12 protein-coding genes are annotated in these 17140 nt (G+C 75.7%); 10 read left to right on the top strand and 2 right to left on the bottom strand.

Going from position 1 to position 17140, the window contains the following annotated elements; all coding sequences use genetic code 11:
• Nucleotide 1: 1 nt before the first annotated feature.
• The 4 genes from HAV39_RS18740 to HAV39_RS18725 are packed head-to-tail and all read left to right on the top strand — an operon-like array spanning nt 2 to nt 11420.
• A complete protein-coding gene (locus HAV39_RS18740) occupies nt 2-4780 on the top strand; it encodes a hypothetical protein (RefSeq protein WP_191840494.1) in 4779 nt (1592 codons plus the stop codon).
• Nucleotides 4777-5934, top strand: coding sequence for an ATP-binding protein (locus HAV39_RS18735; RefSeq protein ID WP_191840493.1), 1158 nt, complete (start codon nt 4777-4779; stop codon nt 5932-5934). Before HAV39_RS18740 ends, HAV39_RS18735 begins: the two co-directional genes overlap by 4 nt.
• Nucleotides 5927-9436 (top strand): DUF5682 family protein, encoded by a 3510-nt coding sequence (locus HAV39_RS18730; RefSeq protein WP_239120917.1) that lies wholly within the window; start codon nt 5927-5929, stop codon nt 9434-9436. Before HAV39_RS18735 ends, HAV39_RS18730 begins: the two co-directional genes overlap by 8 nt.
• A gap of 43 nt (nt 9437-9479) precedes the next feature.
• On the top strand, nt 9480-11420 hold the full coding sequence (locus HAV39_RS18725; protein ID WP_191840491.1) for a hypothetical protein: 1941 nt from the start codon (nt 9480-9482) through the stop codon (nt 11418-11420).
• Nucleotides 11421-11499: 79 nt separating this feature from the next.
• On the opposite strand, the gene HAV39_RS18720 is transcribed toward HAV39_RS18725, so the two are convergent.
• The gene (locus HAV39_RS18720) at nt 11500-12342 is read right to left on the bottom strand and encodes an SDR family oxidoreductase (RefSeq protein ID WP_191840490.1); all 843 of its coding nucleotides are present in this window, start codon (nt 12340-12342) and stop codon (nt 11500-11502) included.
• Nucleotides 12343-12573: 231 nt separating this feature from the next.
• Between HAV39_RS18720 and HAV39_RS18715 the strand changes: the two genes are divergently transcribed.
• Together HAV39_RS18715 and HAV39_RS18710 are read left to right on the top strand one after the other, a co-directional pair.
• A complete protein-coding gene (locus HAV39_RS18715; RefSeq protein WP_191840489.1) occupies nt 12574-12828 on the top strand; it encodes a DUF6343 family protein in 255 nt (84 codons plus the stop codon).
• A 69-nt stretch (nt 12829-12897) separates the two neighbouring features.
• Complete coding sequence (locus tag HAV39_RS18710) at nt 12898-13251, top strand: VOC family protein (protein WP_155392128.1); 354 nt, start codon at nt 12898-12900, stop codon at nt 13249-13251.
• A gap of 36 nt (nt 13252-13287) precedes the next feature.
• On the opposite strand, the gene HAV39_RS18705 is transcribed toward HAV39_RS18710, so the two are convergent.
• Complete coding sequence (locus tag HAV39_RS18705) at nt 13288-13866, bottom strand: TIGR03086 family metal-binding protein (protein WP_191840488.1); 579 nt, start codon at nt 13864-13866, stop codon at nt 13288-13290.
• Between the two features lie 108 nt (nt 13867-13974).
• Here HAV39_RS18705 and HAV39_RS18700 point away from each other — a divergent pair, with 108 nt between their 5' ends.
• The 4 genes from HAV39_RS18700 (at nt 13975) to HAV39_RS18685 (ending at nt 17133) form a co-directional block, all read left to right on the top strand.
• A complete protein-coding gene (locus HAV39_RS18700) occupies nt 13975-14580 on the top strand; it encodes a putative antibiotic biosynthesis monooxygenase (protein WP_191840487.1) in 606 nt (201 codons plus the stop codon).
• Nucleotides 14581-14619: 39 nt separating this feature from the next.
• The gene (locus tag HAV39_RS18695; RefSeq protein ID WP_191840486.1) at nt 14620-15240 is read left to right on the top strand and encodes an SGNH/GDSL hydrolase family protein; all 621 of its coding nucleotides are present in this window, start codon (nt 14620-14622) and stop codon (nt 15238-15240) included.
• A gap of 234 nt (nt 15241-15474) precedes the next feature.
• Nucleotides 15475-16089: a glycine zipper family protein gene (locus HAV39_RS18690; RefSeq protein WP_191840485.1), complete on the top strand. Its 615-nt coding sequence runs from the start codon at nt 15475-15477 to the stop codon at nt 16087-16089.
• A gap of 33 nt (nt 16090-16122) precedes the next feature.
• Nucleotides 16123-17133: an aldo/keto reductase gene (locus tag HAV39_RS18685; RefSeq protein ID WP_239120916.1), complete on the top strand. Its 1011-nt coding sequence runs from the start codon at nt 16123-16125 to the stop codon at nt 17131-17133.
• Nucleotides 17134-17140: the final 7 nt, after the last annotated feature.

Genomic DNA, 17140 nt, shown 5'->3' with positions numbered 1-17140 from the left:
CATGAGCGAGCAGAACCTCACGTTGTTGGAGGCGGGAGCGGTGCTGCCCGCCGGGTCGCCGGTGGCCAAGGACGACACCGTCGACGCGCTGACCTCGCGCACCTACCGGCACCCGGTGCTGGGTGAGCGCGCCGTGGTGCGGCTGGTGCCCGCGACCATCGGCGCGGCCGAGGACCTGAGCATGGAGTTCCTCGGGTTCGACAAGCCCGCACCCGTCAACGAGGTCGGCCTGGTCCGCCAGCAGGCGCTGGGCTTCCCCGCCTGGGCGCTGGTCCACGACCCGGCCAACGGCCACCACGCGCTGGCGCTGGTCAAGGAGATCGAGCGGCTGGCCCGGCAGGCGAAGTCGCGCATCGGCCCGGCCAAGGACGGCTTCAACGCCCTCGGCGAGCGGCTGGCCCGCGCCGTGCCGCACTTCCTGCCGACCTACTACGAGGAGGCGGGCCGGGCGTTCCTGGCCGCTGACAGCACCACGTACGCGGCGACGATGTTCGGCAAGGCGCGTGACGCCGAGCGGGCGTACGCGCTGCACATCGACGAGGAGCGCCAGCACGCGGTGTTCCTGGAGTTCGCGCTGGCCGGCGCGCTGACCGCGAAGGCGCTGTCGCAGCACGCCCGCGAGCTGTCGGCGCGCTGCACGCCCGCGGACGCGTACGAGCGCTTCCTGCGCCTGTGCGTGGAGCGGACCCTGGGCGGGCTGCCGCCGTACGCGCAGATGCACACCGACCTGCGCCGCCTGGCCAAGGCCGCCAAGCTCGACCAGGGCGAGGCCGACCGGCAGGTGCTCGACCAGCTGCTGTCCGCGCCGTCGCTGTCCCGCGCGCCGGAGGGCTTCTGGGCCGCCTATGCCGGGCCGCTGTCCGAACTCGCCGCCGCCGACCCGACCCTGCGCGGCCGCCTGCTGGGCATGTTCCCGCAGCACGTCGCCGACGAGGTCTGGCTCGACGTGCTGGAGCAGGCCGGGGCGACCGCCGCGCTGACCGACCCCCAGGGCACCGTGCCGTTCGCGGCCGAGTCGCCCGACGGACCCGCGGGCTGGCTGGGCCGCTTCGACGTGCACCGTCAGCGCCGTGGGCGGCGCGACAGCCGCTCGGTCAAGCTGCTGGCGCTGCTGGAGCGGATGTCGGGCCGGTTGAAGGCCGACGGGCTGCCGGTGGTGCTGTGCCGCCGGCACAGCGGCGTCGACCTCGACCTGCTCGACGCGTGCCTGGCGCTGGGCGTGCCGGTCGCCGATCCCGACGACTCCGCCCGCTACCAGGTGTCGCGCTGGCTGTCCGACGAGCGCGAGGGCCGCCGCGACCTGGTCGCCGTCGCGGGCGACGGCCGTTTCCTGGGCGCGCTGGCCGACAACCTCGAGCAGCACCTGCGGCCGAACTACCGGGAGACCGCGGGCGACCCGGAGCGGGTGCGCGCCGTCACGGCCGTGCCGGGCCTGCGCACCGCCGCGCACACCCTGCTGGACCTGATCGCCGCGGACACCGCCCGGCACGGCCTGCCCGCCCTCGCCCGGCACCTGGACCGCCTGGCGCTGCTGGGCTGCCCCGACGGCGTCGCGGTCAACCCGGAGGCCGCCGAGCGCGTGCTCGGACACGACGTCGCCGCGATGCTGGGCCGCTCGCTGCGGACCGGCCTGCTCGACGAGCTGGGCTGGCCCGCGCTGGAGGAGGCGGTCGCCCGGCTCGGCGTGACCGCCGCCGACAACGAGGACACCATCGGCATCGTCAACCAGTACCCGTACCTGGTGCTGCGCCGTGGCGACATGGTGCTGGTGGTCGGTGAGCACGGCGTCGAGCTGGAGCACATGCTGCGCATCCCCGCCGACCAGCGCCACTACCTGTGGCGGCTGGTGCTGCGCTACGTCGACAAGCAGCTGCTGGTGTGCTGGGACGTCGGCCGGGAGCGGGCCGGCTACTGGAGCGGCGCGCCCGACGACGTGTTCACCGTGCCCGACAACGCCTTCGACATGTCGGACGCCATGTCGCTGCCGCTGCCCGGCGGTGGCCGCACCCTCGGCGGACGGCCGCTGCACGTCGGCGACCGCAGCGAGCGCCACACCGGGCGGGTGCTCACCGACGGCGCCTCGTACTGGGTGATCCGGCACAACGGCGACAAGCTGGTGTGCCAGGAGTTCGACCCGGCCACCGGCGAGCGCGGCCGGGCCAGCCTGCCCGCGTTCCTGGAGGACGGCGCGGTCGACGGGGAGTCGCTGGTGCTGCACCTGTCACGGCTCGCGCCGCGCGACCCGGTCGCCGCCGGACAGGCGTCGCCGCTGCTCGGCTGGCGAGTGCGCCGCCGTGCCGACGGCAGCCTCGTGGGGCAGTCGACCGACGGCACCACGTACGCCCTGCCCGCCGGAGCCGGTATCCGCGGCGACCTGTCCGGGGCGGTGCGCCTGCCCGGCTCGGACGCGGTCTGCGGCGTGTTCGCCACCCGTGACTGGCGGCGCAGCTCGATGACCCTGGCCGACGCCGAGGGCTGGCTGCTCGGCGAGTACACGGTGCCGCAGGGCCCGTCGGCGTACGCCCGTGGCACCCGGCTGGTGCCGGGGGCCGCGTACTGGCACCTGCTGCGCCCGCGTGACGAGGCCGGTTCGGCGGCGCTGCGCGCGGTCACCGACGAGTGGTGCGCGGCGATGCTGCGTGAGGCCGTCGCGGCGATCGCCGCCGCGGACGACGCCGCCGCCACGCAGGAGGCACTGGTCGCCCTGGTCGCGCAGCACCTGCCGGAGGTCACCGACCCGTCGCTGCGGGCCGGGGTCGCCGGGCTGGTGGAGCGGGCCGCGGTGCACGTCACCCGCCTGACGGAGCTGCGCGACCGGTGCGAGGGCAAGGCCGTCGAGACCGCGCCGAAGCCGGCCGCGGAGTGGACCGGCGGCGTGCAGGACCACCTGCTCAGCGCCGCCCTGTCCGGTCTCATCCGGTACTGCTACAGCCGCAACGACAGCGCGGTGCGCCTGTTCGCCGCGACCGGCGCGGCGTTCACCGCGGAGCAGGCGCCCACCGGCCAGCTCTACCTGGACGCCGACGACGACTGGTTCGACGCCCTCGGCATCCTGCCCGCCGCGATGTACCGCGCGGCGAGCCCGGTGACCAGCCCCGAGCACCGGGCCGCACTGGTGGAACTGCTCACCGTGGTCGCCCGCAGCGGGCTGCTCACGCCGGGCTCGCGGCTGCGCGAGGTCGAGCTGAAGGCCGACCAGCCCGTCGACGAGGACGGGCTGCCGGGCACGGTGCTGACGTTCGGCGCCCGCCGCCTGCTGGTGCTGTCGGCCGACGCCGACGACCGCGAGGTGAAGGGGCTGGAGTACGCCGCCGACGGGGTGTTCGGGGCGCTGCCCGGATACGCGATCACCCGGGAGCGGACGCTGGACACCGGCGGGGCCACCCCCGACCGGATCACCGAGTTCACCCGCCTGCTGGCCGAACACGGGCCGATCGCCTGGCAGCACGAGCGGGTCGCCGGGCTCTCCGACACCGCCGGGATCAGCCTCGCCGAGGCCACCATGGTGCTGGCGGGCCTGCCCCAGCAGGCGTGGCACAAGGCGGAGTCGGAGTGGGTGCGCGAGCTGCTCGGCGTCGACGCCGCCGCGGCGGGCGCGGCCGCGAGCCGGATGCGGTCGGGCAGCGTGACCGCGACCGCGCGGCTGCTGGCCCTGCTGCTGCCTGCGGACCTGGCCGCGCTGTGGCGGTCCGGCCCGGCGGCCGCGGAGTTCGCCGCCGCCTGGACGGAACGCCACGGCGTACGCCGCCCGGTGCGCGACGACCTGATCGTCGCCATCGACAAGGCCGATGTGGACGGCTCGATGAACGCCTCCGAACTGATCCACGGCATCGCCAACCCGGACACCTGCCGGTGGCTGCGCGGCTCCGTCGACGGCATCGACGACGACGACGTGTTCGTCGCGCTCGCCAAGTGCCTGCCCTGGCTGGTCTACCACCTGCCGGCCGACGACCCGATCCGGGCCGCACTGCCGCGCGCGGTGGAGCTGGCCCAGGCCAGGCTGGCCGACCCGGCGATGTCCCTGCCGGCCGGCTACGTCACCGAACGCAAGATCGACGCGCTGCTCGCGGCGACCGGCACGACCCGGGTGGACGGTGCCGACGGCAGCATCTCGGCCGGGGCGGTGCTGCTGCCGCCGGACACCGGCTGGCGCGTGGTGCACGTGCGCCCGGCGCTGCTGACCGGCGTCGACGACCCGGTGCTGCATGTGCTGCGGGCCAGGCTCGACAGCCACCAGGACGGCGTCGACGCGGCGCTGCACGCGCTGCTCGGCGGCCAGCTCGCGCGGCTGGTCGGCTACCCGGTGCCGGCCGGGATCGACGGGTTCGCCCAGGATCCGACCCGGTCCGTGCCCGACCTGGTGGCCCGGGTCGCACAGGAGCGGGGCCTGCCCGCCGACGCGGCCGCGCTGTACCTGCAGCTGCTCGCGCTGCCCGACCCGACCGACCGCAACACCGCGCTGTGGACGGGCTGGAAGCCGGCCCGACTGAAGGCGGCCCGCGCCGCGCTGGCCGCCACCGACCTGGTGGTCGAGGCCAAGCGGCCGCGCGCCGGGCGCAGCCTGTTCCTGCCCGGTGGCTGGCTCGCGCTCAAGGCCCCGCACCTGCCGCTGGAGCGGTGGAAGCTGCCGCTGCTCATCGGCGGTGAGAACGGGGTGTCGGGGCTTGCCATCGTGCTGCCGGTCGCGCCCGCGCCGCAGCTGTTCGCGCTGGCCTGGGACAGGATCACCGCGGGCGACGGACCCCGATTCGACGAACTGGTAACCGAGAGGCGCCGATGACCACCACCACGACCGCCCGGCAGGTCGATCCTGCCGAGCACGCGTACGCCGGCGAGCTGGCGTTCCTGGCCGCGTACGACGGCGGGCCGCGCCCGCCCGGCTGGCGGCTCACCCCGCGCGCCGTGGTCACCTTCATCACCGGCAGCGACGGCCGTGAGCTGGAGCTGGCCAAGGAGGACCGCCGCGACGGCCTGCCCAGCAAGCTGACGATCCCGGCGAAGTTCGTCGGCGAGCGGGCCCTGGTCGAGCGGTGCGTGGTCACCCTCGCCGGGGAGCGCGGCCTGCTGCTGGTCGGCGAGCCGGGCACGGCCAAGTCGATGCTGTCGGAGCTGCTGTCCGCGGCCGTCTGCGGCAGCAGCGAGCTGGTCGTGCAGGGCACCGCGGGCACCACCGAGGACCAGCTGCGCTACGGCTGGAACTACGCGCTGCTGCTGGCCCACGGCCCGAGCAGCGAGGCGCTGGTGCCCTCGCCGATCCTGTCGGCGATGCGCACCGGCTCCGTGGCCCGCGTCGAGGAGATCACCCGCTGCCTGCCCGAGGTGCAGGACGCGCTGGTGTCGCTGCTGTCCGACCGCCGCATCGCGGTGCCGGAACTGGCCGGCACCGACGGCGCGACCGTGCACGCCGCGCCCGGCTTCACCCTGATCGCCACCGCGAACCTGCGCGACCGGGGCGTGTCGGAGATGTCGGCGGCGCTCAAGCGCCGCTTCAACTTCGAGACCGTCGGCCCGATCGGCGACCTCGCGGCCGAGACCGCGCTGGTCGGCAAGCAGGCCCGCGCGGCGCTGGAGCGGGTCAAGGCCCCGTTCGCGGTCGACGACGCGGTGCTGGAGGCGCTGGTCACCGCGTTCCGGGACCTGCGCGAAGGCCGTTCGGTCGAGGGCTGGGACGTGGAGCGCCCGTCGACGGTGATGAGCACCGCCGAGGCCGTCGCCGTGGCGACCTCGCTGGCGCTGGCCCAGGCGTACTTCCCCGGCGACCGCGACGTGCTGTCGCTGCTGCCCGGGCACCTGCTCGGGGTGGTGCGCAAGGACGACCCGGCCGACGGCGCGAAGCTGCTCGGCTACTGGGACGGGGCGGTGCGCCGCCGCGCGGAGGACGGCGCCCGGTTGTGGCGGCGGCTGTGGGAACTGCGCGATGTCCTCGGTGGCTGAGACGACGGCGGTGGAGGCAGCGGCGGTGGAGACGACGGCGCTGGACGGCGACCCGGCGGTCGCCGTCGCCGAGCTGGCCGGGCAGCGCGACCCGTTCCTGATCGGCGTGCGGCACCACTCGCCCGCGCTGTCGGTGGTGCTGCCCGACCTGCTCGACCGGCACGCGCCCGAAGCGCTGCTGCTGGAGCTGCCGCCTGAGCTGGGGCAGTGGCTGCCCTGGCTGGCCGATCCCGACACCACCGCGCCCGTCGCCCTGGCGGGCGCGGTGGGTGACGCGGGTCTGGCGTTCTACCCGTTCGCGGACTTCTCGCCGGAGCTGGCCGCGGTCCGCTGGGCGCACCGGCACGGCGTGCCCGTCGTGCCGTGCGACCTGCCGCTGGCCGACCGGGCCTGGCACGAGCGGGAACAGCCCGCGGCCGGACCGGCCGGGCAGCGACTGTCCCTGGCGTCCGCCCTCAAGGGCGCGGCCACCGGCCGCGCCGACGAGGACATGTGGGACCGCATGGTCGAGGCCCGCGCGCCGGGCGCCGACCCGGAGGCGGTACGCCGGGCGGCGCTGCTGGTCGGCTGGGCGCTGCGCCGCGACGCCGAGACCGGCGACGGGGTGTCCACCCTGGACCTGCGCCGGGAGGCGCACATGCGCGGCTGCCTGGCCGAGCACGCCGGCAAGCGGGTCGCGATGCTGGTCGGCGCGTTCCACGCCCCGGCGCTGCGCGAGGCGGGGCAGGCGAACCCGGCCGCGGCGGGCACCAAGGTGGTGACGTCGCTGGTGCCGTACACCTTCGGGCTGCTCGACGCCCGGTCCGGCTATCCGGCGGGCATCCGCGACCCGCAGTGGCAGCAGTCCGTGCTCGCCGCCGCGGGCGACCCGGCGCAGGTCGAGGCGGCGGCGCTGGCCGCCGTCGTCGCGGTGTGCGCCCGGGTGCGCGCCGCCGGGCACCCGGCCGGGCCCGCCGAGGCGCGCGAGGCCGTCCGGCTCGCCGTCGACCTGGCCCGGCTGCGCGGCCTGCCCGCGCCCGGCCGCGGTGAGCTGGTCGAGGCGCTGCAGAGCGTGCTCGCGCACGGCGAGGTGCTCGGCCGCGGCCGCGTCGTCGCCACCGCGATGGAACACGTGCTGGTGGGGGACCGGCGGGGGCGGCTCGCCCCCGGCACCCCGCGCTCCGGGCTCGGTCCCGCGGTGCGTGACCTGCTGGCCGCGCTGCGGCTGCCCGGCCCCGGCGACGCGGCCAAGGACACCCGGCTCGACCCGCTGCGCTCCGACCTGGACAGACGCCGCGAGACGGCCCTGCAGCGGCTGGCCGCCTGCGGTGTCGCGTACGCCGAACCCGTGGCCGGTGACGGCGGAGCCGGTGGCGTGGACGCGATCACCACCCGCTGGCGGCTGCAGTGGACCCCGCACACCGAGGCCGGCATCGAGGTCGCCGGGCTGCGCGGGGTGACCCTCGAACAGGCCACCGAGGGCGCGCTGGCCGAGCGCCGCCGTCGCGAGACGGGTGCGGGCGGCCCGTCGGCGGCCGAGGTGATCGAGGGTCTGCACGCCGCCGCGGTGTGCGGCCTGCCCGCGCTCGCCGCCCGGCGGCTGGCCGAGGTCGCCACGCTGGTGCCCGCACAGGGTTCGCTCACCGAGGCGATGACGGCACTGGCGCTGCTCGACCGGCTGCGCCTCGGCCACGTGCCGGGCCTGCCCGAACCGGACCGCACTGCCGTCGCCGCGGCCGCCGAGGCGGTGGAGACCGCCGCCGTCCGCCAGGTCGACGGGCTCGCCGGCGCCGAGGACGTCGCCGACGCGCGGGCGCTGGCCGCGCTGGCCCAGCGCGCCGAGGCGTCCGGGTCGGCCCTGCGGCTGACCGACGCGCTGGCCCGGCTGGCCGCCCGCGGCACGCCGCTGATGGCCGCCGCCGCCGGTGCGGTGCGGGTGCTGCTCGGCCATGTGCCCGCGGAGGAGTTCGGCGTGCGGGTGGCGTCCTGGGTGGACACCGCGGGCACCGACGAGGCCCGCCGCGCCCTGCAGGGTCACGTCAGCGGCCTGCTGGCCGTCGCCGAACCGCTGCTGCAGGCCGCCTCCGGGGTGCTCACCGGGCTGCTCGACCGCGTCGAGACCCTGCCCGACGAGGCCTTCCTGACCAGGCTGCCCGCACTGCGCGGCGGCTTCCACACCGCCAGCCCCGCCGGGCGCGACCGGCTGCTGGCCGTCGTCGACGAACGCCTCGGCGGGCAGGTCGCCGACCTCGGCGACGTCGACGATCCCGACGGGCTGCTGGCCCGGCTGCTCGCCGATCGCGCGGGCCGGGCGGCGCTGGTGGAGCTGGGCCTGCTCGCCGCCGACGGTGCGGCGCCCGCGCTGGCGTCCGCCGACGGGGCCGCGAGCCCCGGCCCGGACGCCAGGCCCGCGCCGTCCGGCGAGCTGTCGCCCGCCGACCGCTGGCGGCTCATCCTGGGCCGCGACCGGTCCGGCATGGGCGGCAAGGCCCGGCGGTACGCCACCGCGCTCGACGAGCTCTACGGCATGGGCCGGGGCGAGGGCGCGCGCGAGGACCGCGGCGCCGGAGCCGGCCGCGAGCCGTCGTTCCCCGGCGTACGGGAGTGGTCCGAGGAGCTGTCCGCGCTGTTCGGGCCGGGCGTACGCGAGGAGGTGCTGGCCGCCGCCGTGGAGTCCGGCCGCCTCGACGCGGCGCTGGAACTGGACCCCGACGCGGTGCGTCCCTCCATGGACCTGCTGCGTGACGTGCTGTCGCTGGCCGGCGGCCTGCCCGAGGCGACCGTGGCCCGGCTGCGTCCCCTGGTCGCCCGCATCATCGCGGAGCTGACCAGGGAGCTGGCCACCACGCTGCGCCCGGCGCTCAACGGCCTCACCACGCCCCGGCCCACGTCCCGCCCCGGCGGGCGACTGGATCTGGCCCGCACCCTGCGGGCGAACCTGCCCGCCGCCCGTCGCGGCGAGGACGGCCGGGTCACCGTGGTGCCCGAGCGGCCCGTGTTCCGCACCCGGGCCCGCCGCGGCGTCGACTGGCGGCTGGTGCTGGTGGTGGACGTGTCCGGCTCCATGGAGGAGTCGGTGATCTGGTCGGCGCTGACCGCGTCCGTGCTGGCCGGGGTGCCCGCGCTGAGCACGCACTTCGTCGCCTTCTCCACCGAGGTGGTGGACCTGACCGACCGGGTCGGCGACCCGCTGAGCCTGCTGCTGGAGGTGAAGGTCGGCGGCGGCACGCACATCGCGGCCGGGCTGCGCCACGCCCGGTCGCTGATCACCGTGCCGACCCGCACGCTGGTGGTGCTGGTCAGCGACTTCGAGGAGGGGTACTCCATGGGCGGCCTGCTGGCCGAGGTCCGCGCGCTGGTCGAGTCCGGCGCGACCGTGCTGGGCTGCGCCAGCCTCGACGACGCCGGGCGGCCGCGCTACTCCGTCGCGGCCGCGGGGCAACTGGTCGCGGCCGGTATGCCGATCGCGGCGCTGAGCCCGCTCGAACTGGCCCGCTGGGTCGGCGAGCGGGTGCGCGGATGAGCCCGCGGAGCCACGGCGTGAGCCGCCGGACGGGGGAGCGATCGTGAGCGGGCTGCCCCCGGTGACCGCCCCGGCGCTGGCGGAGACGCTCGACGCGCTGCCGGGACGGCTGCGCAAGAAGGTCGACGACGCCGTCACCCGGGCCGCGGCCTGGCCGGTGTCCACGGCCGACGGCCAGGTGACGGTGGCCGTCGACGAGAGCACCACGGTGACCCTGGTGCTGACCGGCGGCGTGGTGCGCACCGGGGCCGACGCCCGGTGCAGCTGCCTGCTCGCGCCCAACTGCCTGCACCGGGTCGCGGTGCTGGCGCTGGCTTCGGTGCACGACGGCGTGGACGACGTCCCGGAGCCCGCCGGGCTGCCGGACCCGGCGAGCCCGGGACCGTCCGACGCGGACGCCGGGTCGCCGACGACCGTCGGCGCTCCGGTGACCCGCAAGGGCCGCCGGAGCGGATCGCCGGCGGGCACGCCCGCCGGGGCCGCCGGCGGCGAGGCCGGGGCCGCCGACGCCACGGCCGGTGAGGCGGCGGCCGGCGAGCCGGGTCCGGACGGCTCCGGGCCGGTGGCGCTCAGCCCACGGCAGCGGGACGCGGCCGACGGGCTGTGGCGGGCCGGGGCGGCGGTGCTCGCCGCGGGCACGTCGGGCAGCGGGCTGGTGCTGCGTACCGCGTTGCTGCGAGCCGTGCACGAGGGCCGCGCCAACGGGCTGCACCGCGCCGCGGCGGCGGGCACCCGGGTCGCCGCCGGGCTGCAGGCGCTGCGGGAGGCGCAGCCGCAGTTCCGGCTCGCGGAACTCACCGACGACCTGCGCGAGCTGCTGACCGTGTCGCACCGGCTGCGCGCCGGGGACCTGCCCGCCGAGCAGTCCGCCGACCTGCTCGGCGTGGCCCGGCGCGGCTACGACCCGCAGGCCGGGCTGCGCCTGTACGGCCTGTGCACGGTCCCCGTCGTCGCCGAGTCCGGCTACGCGGGCACGGCCACCTACGTGGCCGACCGCGACGGTCGGCTGTGGACGGTCACCGACGTCGCCCCCGGTGGCGCGGACCGGGCCGCGCGCTCCGGTGACACGGTGGTGGCGCTGGGGGAGGCCGGGCTGACCCACCGCGAGCTGACCCGCGCGGGCATGATCGTCTCGGGGGGCACGGCCAGCGCCTCGGGCCGGCTGGGCGCGGGCAAGTCGGTGCGCGCGGTGCGCGCCACCGGGGAGGCCTGGACCGAACCGCCCCTGCGGGCACTGTGGGAGCAGCCGCTGGACGAGCAGGTCGCGCGGGCCTTCGCGGCGCTCGCCGAACCGGTCGGGGACCGGGCGGCCGGATCCGACCTGGTGTTCCTGTCGGTGCGGCTGACCGGCGCGGCGACCGGGGACGCGGTGCTCGCGGAGACCGCCGACGGGGCTCCGGTGCTGCTCACCGTCGCCGACGACCATCCGGAGCTGCCCTACCGGGACAACCTGCGGCTGCTCGGCACGGCGCCGGGGCTGGAGCTGCTGGTGGTGGGCCGTCCCGACCCCGGTCGCCGGGCCACCGTGCAGGCGCTGTCGATCGGGCTCACGCCCGGCGCCGGCGACGGGCTGCGGCTGCCGCAGGCCTGGTCCGGGCACGCCGATCTGGGATACGACCGGTTGCACCGCAGCCAGCTGATGTCCGGCAAGCCGGTGGCCGCCGTCGCGGCGCGCCCGCCCGCGACCGGTGACCCGGCGCTGCAACTGCTGCGCCGCCACCTGGAACGGGTGGTCAGCGGCGGGCGGGCCGTGCACGCGCTCGCCGACGACCAGACGCGGCGGCTCCGGCGGGCCCGCCTGGATCTGGGCGCGCACCTGCTGGGCGAGCTGGCCGCGGCGGCCCGGTTCCGGCCGCGGGACCCGTTCGGCCGTCTCACCGGCGACGACGCGGAGGGCTTCACCCGGGCCTGGCTGGCCGCGGCGGTCTACGAGCAGCACGCCACCTCGGCGCTGACCCACGCCACCTGGCTGCCCCGAGGCTGAGCGCGCATCCGGTCCGGCCGCGACGTCGTCCGCGCGACCGGACCGGGTGCGCCAGCAGAAGGTCCCGCCCGGTCCGGCCTCAGCCCAGGCGCAGCAGGTCGTCCAGGGTCAGCGGGGCCACGCCGGTGAGCCGTTCGACGGTGTCGGTGACGGTCGCCAGCGAGCCGTCCCGGATCGCCAGGTAGGTGCTCACCCACGCCTCGACCTGCCAGTCCGGGGCCTGGTAGACGGCCCGCGAGGCGTACGCCTCCTCGACCGTCTCGTCGTGGTAGCTCGTCTGCCGCCCGGTGACGAACGTGATGATCTCGGCGACCTGTTCCAGCGTCAGCGCCTGCGGCCCGCTCAGCTCGTAGACCTGCCCGTCGTGGCGGCCCGGTTCCCGCAGCACCAGCACGGCGACGTCCGCGACGTCGTCGATGGCCACCCCGGCCACCTTGCCGTCTCCCGCCGGGCCCCGCAGCACCCCGTCCCGCCCGGCGAACAGCGGCATCATCTCCAGGTACAGGTTGTTGCGCAGGAACGTCCACGCCAGCGGCGTCGCGCGCAGGTGCTGCTCGGTGGCCCAGTGGTCGCGGGCCAGCGTGAACGTCGCATCGGCGCGCGCGCCCGCGAACGATGTGTACACCAGCCGGCGCACTCCGGCGGCGACGGCCGCGTCGATGAACGTGCGGTGTTCGTCGACCCGCTCGGCGGACTCCGCGCCCGACACCATGAACACCGTCTCGATCCCGGTCAGCGCGTCGCGGACCGCCGCGCCGTCGCGGTACGCCGCCATGCGCACGTCCACACCGGGCAGGTCGGGGGCACGGGAGGGGTCGCGCACCACCAGCCGCTGCGGCAGCCCGGCGTCGGCGAGGCGGCGGGCCACCTGCGCGCCGAGACGGCCGGTGGCCCCGGTGACGGCGATCGTCGCGTCGGACATGGACCTCTCCTGCCTGATGGGCTGCCTTCCCATGGTAGGCGGGAGCGGTGCCGGACAGGGCTGACGGCGTGCTGGTCTTCGCCGGGGCCGATGCCGCTGCCGGGGCGAGAGACCGTGAGTTCGGCTTCCGTCCCCCCGCGACCGCGGCATGCTCGGCGCCGCGGCTGCCTGACGGCCGCTGGTTCGGCCAGGCCCGCCCCGGTGCGGACTAGAATGGCGGGGAGGGACACGATGACACGACAGCGGCCGGACGGCACTCACGATCATCCGTACAGCGCGCTCAACCTGCGCCTGGCACTCGCCGGTTTCGGGCTGGTGTTCGCGGGGGTGCTGGCGGTCATCTCGTTCGCCTTCGGCGCGACCTGGCTGGGCTGGTTCAGCGTGCTGCTGATGGCCGTCACGGTCGTCGACCTGATCGTGATCTCCCGCCGGCGGCGGCAGCGCCGCCGGGAGGACCACGGCGCGCCCCATTCGCTTTTCGAGTGAGCCGACCGTGCGAACCGGACCGCGGTGAAGTTTCCCTGCTGCCCAGGTCAGGCGGCATATCATCGAGAGATGATCAACGGTATGCATGCTCTGATCTACAGCACGAACGCCGACGCCGACCGGGCCTTCTTCCGCGACGTGCTCGGCTTCCCGCACGTGGACACCGGTGAGGGCTGGCTGATCTTCAAAGCGCCGCCCGCGGAGATCGCCTTCCACCCGGCCGACGCGCACACCCGCTGCGAGCTGTACCTGACCACCGACGACGTGGAGACCACGGTGGCGCAGTGGAGCGAGCGCGGCCTGGAGATCATCGTCGCGCCGGCCAAGCGCGAGTGGGGCACCGAGGCCGTGGTACGCCTGCCCGGCGGCGCGACCCTCGGCGTCTACCAGCCCACCCACGTCACCGCCTTCAGCGCGGCCTGATCCCGGCACCGCCCGCGCCCGTCCGCGGGGACCGCGTCAGTCCGGGGCCCAGCCGGGATCGCGGCCGAAGGCGGCCAGCAGCCGGTCCTGCGCGTCGGCCCCGTCGGGCAGGACGATCCGCGGGCCGATGACCCCTGCCCCGCGGTACTCGTTCTCCTCCACGTCGAACCAGTCCGCGACCACCTTCACCGCCTGCTGGTCGAGCGCCGGGTCGACCCCGAGCGCCACGGCCAGGTCCCAGGCGTGGATGAGGTGGTCGGCGGTGAGCTGGTAGGCGTACTCGCTGGCGGCGGTGTCGCCGAAGGACAGATGCACGACCCGGTCCATCGCCCCGGCCGCGGTGACCGCGGCCTCGGCCTCGCGGGCCGCGTCGGCGGCCGCGGTGACCGGATCGGCGCCGAGCAGGTCGCCGGCGAACCGGTCGCCGACGTCGTCGACGGTGGCCCCGGCGAACAGCGGCACCGTCCAGCGGTCCTCACCCACCAGATGGTTGACCAGCGTACGGACGTCCCACTCCGGGCACGGCGTGGGCGACGACCACTGCTGGGGCCGCACCTGCGCGACGCGGTCGGTGAACTCGGCCAGACTGGCCCGGTAGCCGTTGAGCAGGTCCATGGCATCCACCTCGCCAAGCAGTATATGCAGGCCGAACGTGCCGAGATCCGGCTTCGGCGACCCGGGTGGCCGGATGGGACGTACCGTCGGGGGGAGGGGAGGTCCGTCATGTTCGTCCAGGTCATCCGCGGCCGTGTGGCCGACCCCGAGGCGGTGCGCGAGGCGTTCGAGCGCTGGGTGCGCGAGCTGTCCCCGGGCGCGGACGGCTGGCTCGGCAGCACCGGCGGGGTCACCGCCGACGGCCGGCTGGTGGTGCTCGCCCGGTTCGCCTCGGCGGAGGCGGCCCAGGCCAACAGCAGGCGCCCCGAGCAGGACCGCTGGTGGCAGGAGACGGCGGCGCTGGTGTCCGAGCCGAGCTTCCACGACAGCGCGGACGTGCGCGGCTACCTCGCCACCGGCTCCGACAAGGCGGGCTTCGTGCAGGTCATCACCGGCCAGACCACCGATCCGGACAAGATGATGGACAGCGTCGTACGGCTGTCGGCCAGCCTGCACGCGTTCCGCCCGGACCTCATCGGCGGCACGGTGGCCCTGCACCACGACGGCACCTTCACCGAGGCCGTGTACTTCACCTCGGTGGAGCAGGCCCGGGCGGGGGAGCAGCGGCAGCTGCCGCCGGAGCTGCAGGGCGCGCTCGACCGGGCCGAGGAGCTGACCTCGATGCTGTCGTACCACGACCTGACCGACCCCTGGCTGCTGTCGCCGCCGCGCTGAGGGTCGCGCCCCCCGGTCCCGGGCGCTTAGCATGGGCCGGTGATTTTCCAGCCCCGTCAGCGCATCGTGTTCATCGGCGACAGCATCACCGACTGCGGGCGGCGCGACGCCGCCGCGCCGTACGGCGACGGCTACATGAGCCTGGTGCAGGCCTTCGTCACCGCCGCCCGTCCCGAGCTGGGCCTGAGCTGGGTCAACCGCGGCGTCAGCGGCGACACCGTGCGCGACCTCGCCGCCCGGTGGGAGCGCGACGTCGTCGAGGAGCGCCCCGACTGGCTCAGCGTGAAGATCGGCATCAACGACGTCTGGCGCTTCTTCGAGAACCAGCTGGACGCCGCGGTCCCGCTCGACGAGTACACGGCCACCCTGCGCTCGCTGCTCGCCACGGCCGTCGAGCGCACCGGCTGCCGCCTGATCCTCGCCGACCCCTACCTGATCGAGTCCGACCGCGACGATCCGCAGTACGCGATGACCGCCGACTACGCCGCCGTCGTCGCCGCGCTGGCGAAGGACTTCGGCGCGCTGCACGTGCCGGTGCAGGCGGCGTTCGACCGGGTGCTGACCTCCACCGTGCCGGCCGACTGGGCCCACGACCGCATCCACCCGAACCTGGCCGGCCACGCCGTGATCGCCCGCGCCTTCCTGGACGTCATCGCCTGACCCGCGCCGCCCCACCGGGGCTGATGATCACCCGAGTTGCCTGGCACATGGGCGAATGCCGGTCCAAGATACGCCCGGTTGCCGGGCAAGTCGGGTGATCAAGACGGTCCGGGGGTGGTGGCGGGTGGGTAGGGTGCGGGCATAGGGGCGTATGCGGTCGGGGCGCTGTCGGCGCTGATCCAGGTCGCGGCGGCGGCTGCCGCGGCCGGATCCCTGCTGGGTGGGGGCGCGGCGGTGCTCGCGGCCTGGGTGGCCGCGGTCGTGGCGGTGCCCTACGGCTGGGTCCTCGGGCGGGTGCGGGCGTATCCGCCGAGCGGGCGCGGGGTCGCGCTGTTCGCGGTCGACCACACCTGGAGCCTGGTCAACACGATCGCCGGGGCGGGCTTCCTGACCGTCAACCTGGCCCGCGGCCACCACCTGGACCCGCCGCGCTGCTGCCATCGGGGCCGGATCGACATCCACGAGCAGGCCATGCGGGGGTACGCCACCACGCTGGGCAACGTGATCGCCGGTGGCACCGCGGCCAACGAGCGGCACGAGGACCTGCACGTCCGGCAGGCGCGCCTGCTGGGGCCGCTCTACCTGCCGCTGGTCGGGCTCAACTACGTCCTGTTCAGCGTGCTGCCGGTGTGGTGGCTCTACCACGATCACGACGGCTACCCGATCACCGGCCCGGGCCGTTACTTCACCCGCGGCGTGTACCTGCACGTCTGGCACGAGGCCTGGGCCTACCGCCGCGACGTCCGGGACCGCTACGGCGACCTGCCCGTGCGCAGGCCCGGCCGTCGCCGGCCGCGCCGGGCCCACCGGCACGGTGACCACGATCACTATACAGATGACAAAACTTGAAATCTGTCATCTGTCATCTGTACGGTTCTCGCCATGGCAACCAACACCATGACCACTCGCCCGCTCGGCACCTCCGGCCCGCGCGTCTCCGCGCTCGGGCTCGGCCTGATGGGCATGTCCGACCTGTACGGCCCCGCCGACGAAGCGGAGAGCATCGCCACGATCCACGCCGCCCTCGACGCCGGGGTCACCCTGCTCGACACCGGCGACTTCTACGGCATGGGCCACAACGAGCTGCTGCTGCGCGACGCGCTCCGGGGCCGCAACCGCGACAACGCCGTCATCAGCGTCAAGTTCGGCGCGCTGCGCGACGCCGCGGGCGGCTGGAACGGCGTCGACACCCGGCCGATCGCGATCAAGAACTTCCTCGCGTACACCCTCAAGCGCCTGGGCACCGACCACGTCGACGTCTACCGTCCCGCCCGGCTCGACCCGAACGTGCCGGTCGAGGAGACCGTCGGTGCGCTCGCCGACCTGGTCAAGGCCGGTTACGTCCGGCACATCGGGCTGTCCGAGGTCGGCGCGTCCACGCTGCGCCGGGCCGCGGCCGTGCACCCGATCGCGGACCTGCAGATCGAATACTCGCTGATCTCCCGCGGCATCGAGCACGACATTCTGCCCGCCGCCCGCGAGCTCGGCATCGGCATCACCGCGTACGGCGTGCTGTCCCGCGGCCTGCTGTCGGGCCACTGGTCACGCGAGCGCGCCACCGTGGCCGGCGACTTCCGCGGCCACCTGCCCCGTTTCGCCGGCGACAACCTGGACCGCAACCTGGCCCTGGTCGAGGCGCTGCGCGAGGTCGGGCAGGACAAGGGGGCCAGCGTCGCGCAGATCGCGGTGGCCTGGGCGTTGGCCCAGGGCGACGACATCGTGCCGCTGGTCGGGGCGCGCACCCGGGCGCGCCTGGAGGAGTCGCTGGGCGCGCTGCCGGTCGTGCTGACCGAGACCGACCTGGCGCGGATCGCGTCGGCCGTGCCGGCCGGATCGGTGGCCGGAGACCGCTATGACCCGCATTCGATGTCGGCGCTCGACAGCGAGAGGTAAGGTCTGC

Source organism: Catellatospora chokoriensis (assembly GCF_011297315.1).
Lineage (GTDB): Bacteria > Actinomycetota > Actinomycetes > Mycobacteriales > Micromonosporaceae > Catellatospora > Catellatospora citrea.
This window is presented reverse-complemented; position numbering and strand designations above follow the sequence as displayed.

Excerpts from the sequence above, each read along its gene's own strand:
- HAV39_RS18735 (WP_191840493.1), top strand. The coding sequence starts at position 4,777 with ATGACCACCACCACGACCGCCCGGCAGGTCGATCCTGCCGAGCACGCG.
- HAV39_RS18715 (WP_191840489.1), top strand. The coding sequence starts at position 12,574 with ATGACACGACAGCGGCCGGACGGCACTCACGATCATCCGTACAGCGCG.
- HAV39_RS18700 (WP_191840487.1), top strand. The coding sequence starts at position 13,975 with ATGTTCGTCCAGGTCATCCGCGGCCGTGTGGCCGACCCCGAGGCGGTG.
- HAV39_RS18705 (WP_191840488.1), bottom strand. The coding sequence starts at position 13,866 with ATGGACCTGCTCAACGGCTACCGGGCCAGTCTGGCCGAGTTCACCGAC.
- HAV39_RS18685 (WP_239120916.1), top strand. The coding sequence starts at position 16,123 with ATGGCAACCAACACCATGACCACTCGCCCGCTCGGCACCTCCGGCCCG.
- HAV39_RS18740 (WP_191840494.1), top strand. The coding sequence starts at position 2 with ATGAGCGAGCAGAACCTCACGTTGTTGGAGGCGGGAGCGGTGCTGCCC.
- HAV39_RS18720 (WP_191840490.1), bottom strand. The coding sequence starts at position 12,342 with ATGTCCGACGCGACGATCGCCGTCACCGGGGCCACCGGCCGTCTCGGC.
- HAV39_RS18710 (WP_155392128.1), top strand. The coding sequence starts at position 12,898 with ATGATCAACGGTATGCATGCTCTGATCTACAGCACGAACGCCGACGCC.